The 13,605-nt window shown below is 44.2% G+C and carries 12 protein-coding genes, 3 tRNA genes and 1 riboswitch; of the genes, 11 read left to right on the top strand and 4 right to left on the bottom strand.

Annotated elements, in window-relative coordinates; all coding sequences use genetic code 11:
• Window positions 1-172: 172 nt before the first annotated feature.
• The 7 genes from D1151_RS10455 to D1151_RS10425 all read left to right on the top strand — a co-directional run bounded on the left by D1151_RS10455 (window position 173) and on the right by D1151_RS10425 (window position 6,535).
• The gene (locus D1151_RS10455) at window positions 173-937 is read left to right on the top strand and encodes a creatininase family protein (RefSeq protein ID WP_161908871.1); all 765 of its coding nucleotides are present in this window, start codon (window positions 173-175) and stop codon (window positions 935-937) included.
• A gap of 2 nt (window positions 938-939) precedes the next feature.
• The gene (locus D1151_RS10450) at window positions 940-2,244 is read left to right on the top strand and encodes a cytosine permease (protein WP_161908870.1); all 1,305 of its coding nucleotides are present in this window, start codon (window positions 940-942) and stop codon (window positions 2,242-2,244) included.
• Window positions 2,245-2,268: 24 nt separating this feature from the next.
• The gene (locus D1151_RS10445; protein ID WP_161908869.1) at window positions 2,269-3,363 is read left to right on the top strand and encodes a DUF917 family protein; all 1,095 of its coding nucleotides are present in this window, start codon (window positions 2,269-2,271) and stop codon (window positions 3,361-3,363) included.
• A gap of 180 nt (window positions 3,364-3,543) precedes the next feature.
• On the top strand, window positions 3,544-5,304 hold the full coding sequence (locus D1151_RS10440) for a Na/Pi cotransporter family protein (RefSeq protein ID WP_160200869.1): 1,761 nt from the start codon (window positions 3,544-3,546) through the stop codon (window positions 5,302-5,304).
• Between the two features lie 231 nt (window positions 5,305-5,535).
• Window positions 5,536-5,609 (top strand) — tRNA-Gly (locus tag D1151_RS10435).
• A 52-nt stretch (window positions 5,610-5,661) separates the two neighbouring features.
• Window positions 5,662-5,737: transfer RNA gene (locus D1151_RS10430), tRNA-Ala, on the top strand.
• Window positions 5,738-5,818: 81 nt separating this feature from the next.
• Entirely contained in the window at window positions 5,819-6,535 is a 717-nt protein-coding gene (locus D1151_RS10425) for a 1-acyl-sn-glycerol-3-phosphate acyltransferase (RefSeq protein ID WP_160200870.1), read from the top strand.
• Between the two features lie 34 nt (window positions 6,536-6,569).
• Here the strand turns inward: D1151_RS10425 and D1151_RS10420 are convergent, their stop codons facing one another.
• Complete coding sequence (locus D1151_RS10420; protein WP_161908868.1) at window positions 6,570-7,895, bottom strand: oligosaccharide flippase family protein; 1,326 nt, start codon at window positions 7,893-7,895, stop codon at window positions 6,570-6,572.
• A 447-nt stretch (window positions 7,896-8,342) separates the two neighbouring features.
• Between D1151_RS10420 and D1151_RS10415 the strand changes: the two genes are divergently transcribed.
• The 4 genes from D1151_RS10415 (at window position 8,343) to D1151_RS10400 (ending at window position 11,283) form a co-directional block, all read left to right on the top strand.
• Complete coding sequence (locus D1151_RS10415; RefSeq protein WP_161908867.1) at window positions 8,343-9,575, top strand: dynamin family protein; 1,233 nt, start codon at window positions 8,343-8,345, stop codon at window positions 9,573-9,575.
• Between the two features lie 27 nt (window positions 9,576-9,602).
• Window positions 9,603-9,678: transfer RNA gene (locus tag D1151_RS10410), tRNA-Ala, on the top strand.
• A gap of 198 nt (window positions 9,679-9,876) precedes the next feature.
• On the top strand, window positions 9,877-10,293 hold the full coding sequence (locus tag D1151_RS10405; RefSeq protein WP_161908866.1) for a hypothetical protein: 417 nt from the start codon (window positions 9,877-9,879) through the stop codon (window positions 10,291-10,293).
• Between the two features lie 113 nt (window positions 10,294-10,406).
• Window positions 10,407-10,496, top strand: a riboswitch (glycine riboswitch).
• A 139-nt stretch (window positions 10,497-10,635) separates the two neighbouring features.
• Window positions 10,636-11,283, top strand: a complete 648-nt coding sequence (locus D1151_RS10400; RefSeq protein ID WP_160200874.1) for a TRIC cation channel family protein — start codon at window positions 10,636-10,638, stop codon at window positions 11,281-11,283.
• Window positions 11,284-11,335: 52 nt separating this feature from the next.
• On the opposite strand, the gene D1151_RS10395 is transcribed toward D1151_RS10400, so the two are convergent.
• The 3 genes from D1151_RS10395 to D1151_RS10385 form a co-directional block, all read right to left on the bottom strand.
• Complete coding sequence (locus D1151_RS10395) at window positions 11,336-12,247, bottom strand: PfkB family carbohydrate kinase (protein WP_160200875.1); 912 nt, start codon at window positions 12,245-12,247, stop codon at window positions 11,336-11,338.
• Between the two features lie 45 nt (window positions 12,248-12,292).
• Window positions 12,293-13,000: an ATP-binding protein gene (locus tag D1151_RS10390; protein WP_160200876.1), complete on the bottom strand. Its 708-nt coding sequence runs from the start codon at window positions 12,998-13,000 to the stop codon at window positions 12,293-12,295.
• Window positions 13,001-13,189: 189 nt separating this feature from the next.
• Complete coding sequence (locus D1151_RS10385) at window positions 13,190-13,600, bottom strand: C-GCAxxG-C-C family protein (RefSeq protein ID WP_160200877.1); 411 nt, start codon at window positions 13,598-13,600, stop codon at window positions 13,190-13,192.
• Window positions 13,601-13,605: the final 5 nt, after the last annotated feature.

The raw sequence follows: 13,605 nt of genomic DNA, 5'->3' as shown, positions 1-13,605 counted from the left end.
TGCCTTCTTGGACAAGATAATTGTTTAAAGTGTATCATAGGAGGAGTTTTTTGTCAAAAGGAACAAAGGGAAGCACGTTTTTTTATCTGAAACAGAAAAGAGCTAAAAGTGATTTCAATGATATGATAAATTTATAATATTGTATATAGCAAAAGAAAGGAGGAAATCAGCTATGAGAACTTATTATTTAGAGGAAATGACCTGGCCTGAAATTGAAAAAGCATTGGCTGAAGGATATAAGACAGTGGTAATTTTTTCCGGTGCGGTGGAACAGCATGGGCCACACCTGCCGGAGGCTACTGATGCAATCAGAGCCCATGCGGAGGCGGGCGACTTTGCGAAGAGGCTGGGCAAAGCGCTGGCGGCACCTGTGATTCGTCCCGGCGTTTCTGACCCCCATATGCCGTTTCCTGGCAGCATTACATTGAGGGCGGAAACTTATATGATGATAATTGAGGACTATATTGATTCTTATTTAAAACATGGATTTGATACGTTTGTTCTTGCATCCACCCACGGCGGAAATATGCCTGCGATGGAAGAGGCAGCAGTGCGCTGCAGGGAGAAACATCCTGAGGCTGCTATCGTAACCGGCTGCAGCATGGCGGATGTTATGCAAATGCTTGCAGAGGCAGAGAAAAATGAGGGGCTGCCAAAAGGTGTCTGCGGTGGACATTCCTGTGAATTTGAAACGTCCATGATGCTGGCTGTATCCGATTTGGTACAGATGGATAAAGCAGAAGCAGGCTTTATGGGCGGACTGACCAAAGAGGTTTCGGACAAAATGAACACGGAAGGTCTTCGGGCAGTCAGTGCCAATGGAATTATGGGCGATCCGACTGGTGCAACCCGTGAGCGCGGCATGCGGTTCTTTGAGACTATGCAGCAGCTGCAGCTGAAGATTATAAAAGAGAAATTAGAACGTGAAAGGAAATAACTATGGCAGAGAATCATAAACAAGGTACGATGGAAAAACGTGCCATTACCCAGGTGCAGCCCGAGGAAAAGCAGTCAACCTTAAGCTTGACCATGATTTGGGTTGGCGGTGTAATCAGTGCACCTGCACTGATGGTTGGAGCAATTTTGATGGGAGGTTTATCCCTGCAGATGACTCTTTTAATTACCCTGTTAGCTTTTGGTGTACAGGTGGCAATTATGAGTTTAAACGGAATTGAAGCATCCGATACAGGCTATCCACTGACAGTGATTCTTGGAAAAACCTTCGGCAACACCGGTTCCAGATACATTCTTGCTGGTCTGATTACATTGACACAGGGCTTACAGGCTGCTGTACAGATCGGCGTTTGCGGCGGTGCTTTTGTTGCAGCGCTGGGTGCATTTGGAATTCCATTCCCGATGTGGCTGTCCATGATTTTGTGGGGCGGCATTATGGTACTGACTGCAGTATATGGTTTTACATGGATGACTGTGCTAAACTATGTAGCAGTTCCATTCCTGGTTGTTGTATGTGTATACGGTACCATTAAGTCTGTAGGCATGTACGGCGGCTTTAGCGCAGTGCTTGCTTATGAACCGGCACAGCAGATGGACTTCGTATCTGCACTGGCAATTATGATTGGTATCTTTGCTTGCGGAACCATCGTATGTACAGACCTGACCCGCTATGCAAAAGACAGAAAGGCAACGGTCATTTCTTCAGTACTGGGAATTTTACCGGCGATGCTTTTGATTGTTGCTATGGGTGCAATCATGAGCGTTGGCGCAGGAACAACAGACCTGACAGAGCTGTTCGTAAAACTGAACATGCCGATTATCGGCGTACTCGCACTGCTTCTGGCAACATGGACTACTAACACCACTAACTTCTACCAGAGCGGTCTGGCATTCACCAGATTCTGTGGAGCAAAGGATGGTAAGAGACCGCTTCTTACTGCAATTATCGGTGTAATCGCAACTGTTCTGGCAGTTTTAGGTGCACTGGATTTCTTCGTTCCGATGCTCAACGCATTTTCTGTCATGATTCCGCCAATTGCAGGCATCATGATGGCAGACTACTGGATTATTGGAAAAGGCAAGAAAGAAAACTGGGGTATTATTCCAGGTTTCAACTTTGCAGGAATTGGCGCATGGATAGCTGGTATGGCAGTAGGCTTCTTCGTAAACGTATTCAGCCCTGCATTTAACTCCATTGTTGTCGGTATGATCGTATATCTGATTTTAAATGCTGCACTTAAGAATGTAACCCCTGCAGCAAGAAATCCGGAAGAGTTTATTGGCGAGTAATCGCAAAGTATAGGAGGTATACATATGAAATATTTAAGCTGGAAAGATGTAGAGTACATGGTTTATGGCGGTGCTTTCCTTGCTGGCGGCGGAGGCGGCGGCATGGATGCAGGGCTTGCAATGCTGGCTGAACTGGAAAAAAGATATCCTGACTACAAAGTGCCGATGATTTCCCCGGAGGAAATGAAAGACGATGAGTATGCGGCAGTATTCGGTGGAATCGGCGCACCTACAGCAGTAGATATCAAAACCGTTCTCGACTTATTTGACAAGCTGCTCAAGCATGGCTATGAAGTTGCGGCAGAGGAAGTTCCTCACGGTATTGCAGCAGCACTTCCGCCGGAACAGGGTTCTTTGTGCTGCATTCTTCCGATTCTGGTAAGCATTGCGCAAGGTATTCCGGTGGTTGACGCAGACGGCTGTGACCGTGCATGCCCGGGCCTTGAATGCTGCCTGTACACCTTAAATGGTGTGCCGTTCTACCCTGGAATTCTGACTTCTGAAAGAGGTCACGTAATTCGTATTGAGCCGAGCGATCCCCTTGACGCTGCAATCATTGAGAGAACCACCAGAAGAATTCTGGATCTCTATGAAAATATGCTGGGTATGACTTGCTGGTACTCTTCTAAAGAAGATATTCTGACAAAACTGGTTCCAGGAACACTGTCAAAGGCAATCGCTGTGGGAAAAGCAATCCTTGAAGCAAAGGAAAAAGGCGTAGATGTGTCAGAAACTGTCGGAAAATTGGTTCCTCTGAAACTGCTGGCTGAAGGTGTGGTAACAAAGAAGGAATCTGTCATTAACGAAGGCCACGACATAGCGACTACCATCGTTACTGATGCAGAAGGCGTAGAATACAGAATTCTTGCTGCAAATGAAAGTATGGCATTAGAAAACCTGACCACAGGAGAAACCGTAATGAGCTGTCCCGACGTAATCTGCAGTATTGACAAGGACAATTACTACCCACTTAGTACCGCAGATGTACTGGAAGGTATGCATGTACAGTACTTCGGTACACCGGTAGACGAAAAGTGGTTTGCAACTGAAACCGCAAGAAACAGCTTCGCGCCGCACTTCAAAAAATGTGGTTATGAAGGACCAATGGTGAGATTTTAGTATGATTGCTAGATGCAATTGGGCTTTGCCGGCGAGTTATCGCCATGGGCAAAGCCCGCTTTTTTGGCAGAAATGTGAGAGATTTTGACAAAATTGTGTACACCTGCTTGAAAAGAGCGAGGCAAGTATAGTATAATTAAAACAAAAGTTATAGTAGAATTTTACATTGGAGAGAATATTTTGGATTTACAAGCTGTACTTACAATGCTCGGCGGTGTAGGGCTTTTCCTTTATGGAATGAAGCTGATGGGACAATCCCTGGAACGCTTTGCCGGAGCGAAGATGGAGAAAACCCTTGAGAGACTGACCAGCAGCAGAGGCAAGGGAGTCCTCCTTGGCGCAGGAGTAACGGCAGTCATTCAGAGTTCGTCGGCGACGATTATTATGGTAATCGGTTTTTTAAACGCTGGCATTCTGAAACTGGTACAGGCAGTTCCCGTCATTATGGGTGCCAATATTGGTACGACCATCACTGCTCAGATTTTGAGACTGGGAGATATTAACAACGATAATTTCCTTCTGCAGATGCTGAAGCCAGTATCTTTTGCGCCTCTCTGTGTTGTGATTGGCGCTTTTGCTATGCTGATTTCTAAGAAAAACAAGACCAAAGATAAGGCTGGTATCGCTGTTGGGCTGGGGATTTTGTTCATCGGAATGAATATGATGGAGTCCAGTTTTAAGCCGCTGGCAAGCTCACCGGAATTTATGCAGATTTTTCTGGTGTTGACCAATCCGGTGCTGGGCGTTCTTGCCGGCATGGCAGTAACTGTGCTGCTGCAGAGTTCTTCTGCTTCTGTCGGCGTACTGCAGGCTATGTCTGCAACCGGCGCTATTACTTTTTCCATGGCGGCGCCTATTGTTATCGGACAAAACATCGGAAAATGCGTCACGGTGCTTCTTGCAAGTATCGGCACCAACAAAAATTCACGCAGGGCTGTCTGTATTGATATCACAATGTCCATTGCAGGTGCAGTAATTTTTCTGCTGCTGATTTATGTATATCAGGGGCTGTTTGGATTTAGCTTCTGGGATAAACCTGTAAATAGAGGTCGTATTGCAGATTTCCATACTTTATTTAATCTAGCAACCTGTATATTTATGTTGCCTTGTGTAAACCTCTTGATTCAGTTCTCGAAGAAAATCGTCAAAGACAAGAATGTTTCTAAAATCGATGAAGAACTGCAGCTGCTGGATCCGATTTTTATTCCTACGCCGGCGCTGGCTCTGGAACAGTGCAAAAAAGTCATGGTTTCTATGACGGATGCTGCTTTGGAAAATTATCGCCTGGCGTCGAACTGCTTGTTTAAGTATAGGACTGAAGATTTCGAGAAAATCAAAGAAAATGAAAATTTCCTAGATAAGACCGAAACCGTTCTGGGGGATTATCTGGTTCGCATTACAGAGCAGCATTTGGATGTGGAGCAGAACCGTTTGGCGACGGAATTTATGCACACCGTAGGTGATTTTGAACGGATTGGAGACCACTGCCAGAATCTTCTTGATGTAGCAGAGTTTAATATGGAACAGAATATAGTCTTTTCTGAGGATGCTCTTTGTGAATTGAGATATCTGCAGGCAGCAGTAGATGAGGCGCTCAGCGTAACGGTTACTGCCTATCAGGAAGAGAAGGAAAGTGTTTGTCATAAAATTGGTCCTCTTGAAGACAATGTGGATTATTTGGTGGATATGCTGAAATCCAAACATATCGATCGCCTGAAAGCTGGTCAATGCAGTACGCAGGGCGGCATTTCCTATGTGGAAATTCTGACTAACATGGAACGAATCTCAGACCATTGCATCAACATTGCGCAGCATCTGCACCAGCGTATCGTGCGGCAGAGCCTGGATACCCATAAGAGTGAAGTCTTTGATAGAGATTCTGATGAATACAAAGCGATGACTGCATATTATGAAAAACAGTTCCTGGATCCTGTTCGGTAAGAAAAACAAAAAAATGCTTGACTGTATTTGGAAAAAGGAGTATACTTTACGTTAGAGAGATGATAAAGAATAAGTCTAGATGCAGACTATAAATGTATCAATAATTAATTATCACTAAATGAAGAGTGAGAGTAAACTTTATGAGCGGCTAAACAGCCGCTCTTTCGCATTTCGTGAGATAATTATATTGAATTCGCGCGCAAAAAGGTATATAATAAAAAAGGTTACTGTGCGGGCATAGTTCATCGGTAGAATATCAGCTTCCCAAGCTGAGGAGGTGGGTTCGACTCCCATTGCCCGCTCCATGAATATACTTGCAATAAGACTGAAACTGAGCTATAATCGAATCATAAGCGTGGGGGATTGGCGCAGCTGGGAGCGCGTTTGACTGGCAGTCAAAAGGTCAGGGGTTCGAACCCCCTATTCTCCACCAATGAAAAGCAGGTTGAACACCTGCTTTTTTTCCATCTCGGAGTATATCAGAAGCAAAAAATCAGAAAGCTAGAGAAATGAAATGAATCGATTGACAAAAATTATTTTAAAGAATATTTTTCGTGTACCGTCAATTTTTGGTAGAATTTACTGGTATGCGGCACATCCGGAACGCTATAGCGGAGAGGAAAAGCTGCGGCCGCTGCAGTATATTGTAGAGCGTGCCAAAATCAGCGGAAATTTGGATATCAAAGTCTATGGAAGAGAGAATATTCCGGAGAAGGATGGGTATATTTTTTATCCCAATCATCAGGGAATTTTTGATGGTTTTGCAATGATTGAAGCCTGCCAGAGACCAATTTGTCCTGTCATGAAGCAGGAACTAATGAAAATCCCCGGTGTAAAGCAGATTTTTACCTGTATGAATGCGCTTCCTATGGACAGACGCGATGTGAAACAGTCCCTTAGAGTAATCAACGAAGTAAGTCATCGTGTAATGCAGGGCGAAAACTGTATTATCTTTGCTGAGGGGACAAGAAGCAGAAACGGAAATCAGCTGCTGGAGTTTAAGGGAGGCAGTTTTAAAGCGGCGGTCAAGGCGAAATGTCCTGTCGTTCCTGTAGCTTTGATTGACGCATATAAGCCATTTGACAGAAATGTACCGGGGTTTATTACAGTGCAGGTGCATATATTAAAACCAATCTATTATGAGGAATATGCGGGCAAAAAAACAACTGAAATTGCCCAGATGGTGAAAAGCAGGATTGAAGAAAACATTGCGGTGTATGCTGAAAATTAACAGAACATGAACATGGCTGTCCTTTTAAGGAAGGTCATGTTCTTTTTTTATGTAATCTTAATGCATGTAAATTCTTGGAAAGTAGAATTATATTGGAAAGCGCAATGGCAATCAGATATCCGTAAATATTCAGTGCAGGAATCCCAGTAAAGATAATTAGAAATATCAAAAGCAGCAATTGTTGAAACAGCGAATTGCGGAAAGATTGACCCTCGCAGCCAATTCCAATAAGCAGACTGGTTGTGGAGGCTGTCATATATAAAAGGGGCGCCAGCAGTCCGGCAAGGCGGATCATCAGTCCTAAATTGTCCTGTTTATAGAAAAATTGTCCCATGGAATCTGCGAAAAAGAAAAAGACGGCACAAGTTAAAATTCCAATAAAAAAGGAAAGTGCAAAGGTTCGTGTGATGAGTCTGCCGACAAATTTTTCTTTTCCAGCAGCGGCCATAGTAGATATTTTAGGAACCACGATTGAGCAAACTGCACCCACCAGAATCATGGGGTAGTTGATAAGGGGAAAGACCATACCCTTATACTGTCCCAGCAGTGACAACGCTTCGGAGGTTGGATAGCCGCAGGTGCATAGCCGCAGTTTTACAATGACAGAGGAAAAAGCATTAACTCCTTCTAAAAGGCACTGGGTCAGGCAGATAGGTGCAGCGCCTTTTGCCAGTGAAAGGAGAACATTGGAAATTTCTTTTCGCGTTGGCATAGGTGTTTTAACTTTCGGCTTAGTTTTTTTATAATATAGCAGCAGCAGTAAGACGCTTTGCATTTCTCCGATGGCGTAACACAGATAAACCAGAGTTACTGCAGGAAAATCAAACCGATTGAGGCAGAATCGTATAAGAAGGTATAAAATAGGAAAGCGCAGAATTTTTTCACTGATGTTGATTGCAGAGGGAATTCTTATCTTTGTAAGTCCCAGAAAGTGTCCTTTAGTGATGTTAGAGATGGACATTAAAATCATTAAAGGACAGGTAGCGAGGATGGGATAAACAAGCTTGCTGTCGCCAAGAAAACCGGAGGCGATAGGCTTTGCGGTAATTAAAACGATACCAACAAGAAAAACAGACCAGAAAAAGCTGGCACAGGTAGCGATTTTTACAGACTGATTCATTTCGGTATAGGCTGCAAAATGCTGGTTTTTTGCGGAAATTTTAGACATGGTAACAACGATGCCCTCTGTCATAAAGGAAAGAAAAAGGCAGTTGATGGGAGCTATCAGGCTTAAGAGACCGAGGCCTTCTGCGCCGAGAATTCTGGTTAGATATATGTTGAAAATAAATTCAATTAGACCGATAATCAGATTAGATACGGCCAGTACCATGATATTTTGTTTTACTTTTCCAAAGGTCATAGACATACTCCTTGATATGCCTATATATATGAGAGAGGAACTAACAGTATACATCATTACAAACGGAATACTTGAAAATTTAGAAGATATATGCTATGCCAATATATAACATTCAAACAATGACAAGAATGGAGCTGTATTGCAAGGAGAAGATAGGAATGTTCTGTGCGGCAGGGCAAACCCACGAAAAACGTTTAGTGCTTTTTTGGAACAGACAAAACTGACAGCTTTTTAGATTTTTGTCAGTTCTGTCAGGATTTCAGTCTATTAAGATGGCTTTTTTCACGATTTGCTGACAAAATTCTGTATGCTGCTATCATTTGTCAGTATTGATGGTTCGTGATACTTTTCGCGCGTTTGCCGTGTCTATGCGCCGGTTTGTATTGCACTGCATAATTTCCTGTGATATACTGAAAAAGTCAGTAATTTATTAGGAGAAACATTTTAATGAGCGGAAAAGTTTTAGAGCAAAGTCAGAGCGTATATGAACTGCTTGCAGCGGATGGAGCCTGCAGCGGGCAGGCGAAAGAAGTGCGGACTTTAATTGATAAATTGCAAAAAAGAGATATGACGGTATCGATCATCGGTCAGTTTAAGAGAGGAAAGAGCAGCCTTTCCAATGCGATTTTGGGGGCTGAGATTTTGCCTGTCGGCATTGTACCTATTACATCGGCTGTTACTCGTGTTGTTTATGGAGATAAAGGGTGTGAGGTGCATTTTCAAAATGGCGTGGTGACACCGATTGAGTTTGAAGAGCTTTCAGCATTTATTAGCGAGCAGGAAAATGCGGATAACAGGTTAGGAGTGGATTCGGTGATTTTGCGTACGCCATCGGAGTTTCTCAAAGATGGTTTAACCTTTGTGGATACGCCTGGCGTTGGTTCTTTTCATAAAAATAACACGGAAACGGCATATCACTACATGAAGGAAAGTGATGCGGTGATTTTCCTGCTGTCAGTGGACAGTCCCATTAATCAGATTGAGATTGATTTTCTACAGAGTACCAAAGAATTTGCAGGGAAATTTTATTTTGCTGTAAATAAGATTGATGTGGTTGGAGAAGCGGATTTACAGGCTTATGTGCAGTACTGCCAGAAACTTCTCTGTCAGCTGATGGGTGTTGACTCTGTAGCAATGTTTCCTGTCAGCGCTAAAACAGGTGCTGGCGTAGAGGAATTGAAAACCTCCATTGCTGAGGACTGCCTGAAAAATGTCGGAGAGATTCTGGAGGAGTCCGCAGCCAAGAAACTGAAAGATTTGATTTCCAGAACGTTGAATCAGCTGGATTTTTACTGGAAAGCTATGAACATGGAATACAAGGAGCTTGATGATTGTTTTGAGCAAATCCATGAGACCGTTCAGGCATGCAGAACAAAAGCTGCAGCAACGGAAGGCTTTTATGAACTGCATTTAAACGAAATCAAGATACAGCTGTCGGCGAAGGTATTGGAGCTGTTTGGCATGGAGTATCAATATGAGATTGAAGAATTGCCGGCAGGACTTGTGGTAATGAGTAAAGACGACTTCTTGCGTGAGGTCGATACGCTATGCAATGATTTGAATACAACTTTGAGTGACATTTTGCTTTATAGGGAAGAAAATGCTTATGCAGTTGTGCGCAGAATCAATGCGATTAACAGACTAGGTCGGAGTTTGCGCAGAATCAGAGAGGAATTATAAGAATTAAGGGAGATATCTCCCTTTTATGGGCCCGTAGCTCAGCTGGGAGAGCGCTGCGTTCGCAACGCAGAGGCCGTGGGTTCAATCCCCATCGGGTCCACCATAGAAGATTGAATTACGTCGGAGACAAGCGCTTCGGCGTTTTATATACATTGTGAGATGAATTGGGGGTCATAGAAATTCTGTAAAAGGGTGCAAACATTTTCAGAAAATCTTGGGAATTGTAGAGTAACCGTCTTTATGCTATAATAAAAATCCAACGTAAGACTTAGTTGCATGACAGGAGAAGGGAAGCATTATAATGACAGAAGAAACTAGAATGATTTTGGACAAATTAGAGAGGATGGAAGAGAAATTAAACAGTCTTGATAATAAAGTGACATATCTCGACGAGAAGGTATCGTGTCTTGACGAGAAGGTGACGTGCCTTGACGAGAAGGTGACGTGCCTCGACGAGAAGGTATCGGACCTTGACGAAAAGGTGACGTGTCTCGACACAAGAGTTTCGGAGATGGACGAAAGATTTACTAAGGATATCCGAGAGATTAAAATCACATTGGAAAGCGAAGTAAACAGAAATATAGCAGTTATAGCAGAGGGGCATTTGAGCTTGGATAGAAAACTCGATGAAGCTTTGAAAGTAAACCAGGAAAGAGAAATGCTGCTTCTTCGTGTAAATCGTTTGGAAACAGAACTTTTAAAGAGAAGAGAACATTAAACCAGAGATTCTGAAGACAGTGCCCTCCTTTTTACAGGCATTCGCACATATTCTGGTGAGGAAAATCCCCGTTGACAAGCATTTTTTTTATATGGTATACTTTGTTTATCTGGATGATGGAATCGGGAGAGCGCATGGGCTTAAGGCTAGCGCCGTGCCGCCGAAGGGGCAAAACTCTCAGGCAACAGGACCGTTTCCGGACAGACCTCTGGAAAGTGTAAAAAGAAACCACCGATGAAGCAACTCTGCCCGTGAAGGGGCGGAAGAATCTTTCAGGTAAAAAGACAGAGTGTAATATTCTATCTCATTTACTCATGCAAGATACGCTTGGAGGTGGTTTTTGTGTCTGCATATATTTCTTTTATTCTCGAAATTATTGGAACTGTTGCTTTTTCTGTTTCTGGCGCCATGACCGGTATTCGCAAGGGCATGGACATTTTAGGCATTTCTATCTTAGGTCTTACTACAGCAGTGGGCGGTGGTGTGATTCGCGACTTAATCTTAGGGATTACACCGCCAAAGACATTTCAGAATCCAATTTATGCTATCGTAGCGATAGGAACGGCATTAATTGTCTGCACTCCTTGGATGCAAAGGCTCTTTTCTAAAAGGCAGAATTATTATGATTTGATAATGCTTTGGATGGATTCTGTGGGTCTGGGCATTTTTACTGTTGTAGGAATCGAAACAGCTTATAGTGTTTCTACAGATTTTAGTTTGTTTCTGATGATTTTTGTCGGAGCGGTGACAGGTGTTGGGGGAGGTGTGCTCCGCGATGTTATGGCACAGGATCCGCCTTATATCTTCGTAAAGCATTTTTATGCCAGCGCTTCTCTGATTGGTGCAGTGATTTGCTCTTTGATGTGGGAGCCCTTTGGGCAGGGCGTATCAATTATCGCAGGAGTTGTCATTGTTTTGGTGCTGCGGCTTCTGGCTGCAAAGTTCAGATGGAGTCTGCCGAAACCGGGTGTCGGTACAAGCGACAGGTAATGTGGAATATAAAGGAGCTGTCTAATTGTAATCAAGACAGCTTCGCTTTTTATTACAGGATTCCGCCTGCTTTGAACTCTTCATCGGATAGGACGCCGCCTTTGTTGGATACCACCAGAGAGGAGGCAGCGTTAGCCTTTGCGATAGCATCGTACATGGAAAGTCCCATGGAAAGCCCTGCCATCACTGCGCCGCAGTGACCGTCGCCAGCACCGATGGTGTCAACGATTTTTTCGGCAGGCACCGGTGCTACGTGTACAAGACCCTCGCCGCCTGCAGTTCCATCGAAATAGTAAGCGCCGTTGGCACCGTTGGTAATGATGATGGTATTTTGCGTTTTTTTATGTAATACCGCGGCAGCATCGGAAATAGCAACACAGCCAGTATAACGACAAATTTCGTCCTCGTTTAAGTGGAGTATTGGGCGTAGTGCAAAAATTCGTTCCATTAATGCATCGTCAATGAGACAGATTCGAGGACCGGGTGCGTAGAACACCGGCAGCCCGCTGGTTTCTAGAAAATCTACGATAGTGCTGCCTGTCTTATCTTCTATTTCTAGACCGCAGATGTAGGCACACTGTAGCTTTGACAGATTCAGCATGTCAAACCACTCTTTGTAAAAGAGATACTCTGCGCCATGGTCTACAATAAAGGTTCGCTCGCCGCTTTCTTCTACAAAGCAGTAGCAGCATCCATTTGCCATATCCGGCGTTGGCATAGGTGAAGCCAGTCCTTTTGAGGCCAGCTGATTGCGGACGAAATCTCCGTAAAGTCCTGTACCCACTGGAGAAAACAGTGTGTAAGGCACGCCGAAATGACGAATCATGTCCGCTACGTTGTGTGCGCAGCCGCCCAGAGACATGGATTGCGATTTAACGTGGACATCCTGTGCCGTAGTGGGCAGAAAGTCCAGATTGATGATGATATCGGCAACTGTAGAGCCGATGACTAAAATCTTTTTCACTTGCGGATAACTCCATATTAACTAAAACTTCGCTGTAACTTCGTTTTATAGTATATCACCTTCTGCAGAAATCGTCACTACCTGATATGGAAGAAATTTTCCGCTGGCAGAAATCGCACGGGAAACCGCAGTCTCAAGTCCGCCGCAGCAAGGGACCTCCATACGGAGCACTGAGACCGAGGAGATGTTGTTGCGCCGCAGGACTTCACTGAGCTTCTCGCTGTAATCTACACCATCCAGCTTTGGACAGCCAATCAGCGTTACGCGACCTGTCATAAACTGCTCGTGGAATTTTGCGTAAGCATAGGCGGTGCAGTCTGCCGCAATCAGAAGATTTGCTTTGTCAAAATATGGTGCGGAAAGAGGTGCCAACTTTATCTGTACTGGCCAGTTTGTCAGTTTTGAAGCAGCGGATTTGCTGTTGCCCGCAGAAGCACTGTCTGTATCAGTGCCGCCGCCTGCGCAATCTCCCTGACAGCTTGCCTGCAGGTTTTGCAGTTCGATTGCCAGTTTTTTTGTCATCATGTTTGCTTTCACTGCTTCCTCATCATAGGCAGCGGCTTCGCGCTCCACAAAGGTGATTGCGTTCGTTGGACATGTGGGAAGACAGTCGCCAAGACCGTCACAGTAGTCGTCGCGCAGCAGTTTGGCTTTTCCGCCAACCATGCCGATTGCGCCTTCGTGACAAGCAGCGGCACAAGCCCCGCAGCCGTTGCACTTCTCACTGTCTATTTGAATAATTTTACGAATCATATTTGTTTCCTCCTTAATGATGGAATTTGGATTATACGTGCCTAATGACATGAATTTAATGTTGTGTTCATACCACGTGAGTCGAATCTTAAAACCTGCGTAATTTTGGGAATTATCGTGAGATATTCCTCAAAAAAAGAACAGGCAGCAAAAGAGAATTGCATTGCCTGTAAAATTCGTGAAAAAAGTTTATTCCATGTTGTCAAAAAGCAGCTCATCCAAAATTGCAGCAGCATCTTCGATGCAGCCATCGCAGCTTCTAAGAGGGATGCCGCCGTCAAGTCCTTTGAGTTCACGGCAGATGACAGACTGGTTTTTGGCAGTAAACATTTCGGTCGCTTTTTTCATCAGCTTATAACAGTTTACTTTTGTCTTGGGATTATCCAATTCGCCGTCGGATTCTTTCATGCCGATGACCATCGCCATGGCGGAAACTGCGCCGCACGTACCGCGGGTGCTCATTCCGTTTCCAAAGGCTTCTGCCAGCTTAAAGATTGTCTTTGTGTCACAGTCCAAGGTATCCGCAAAGGCACAGACTACAGCTTGGGCACAGTTGAATTTTTTGTGGTGCAGATTTACTGCGAGTTCTTTTCTGTTCATGTCGC

The organism is Emergencia sp. 1XD21-10 (assembly GCF_009936045.1).
In the GTDB taxonomy this organism is placed as follows: Bacteria; Bacillota; Clostridia; order Peptostreptococcales; family Anaerovoracaceae; genus Senimuribacter; species Senimuribacter intestinalis.
The sequence above is the reverse complement of the archived record's forward strand: the minus strand, read 5'-3'. Positions and strand labels throughout refer to the sequence as shown.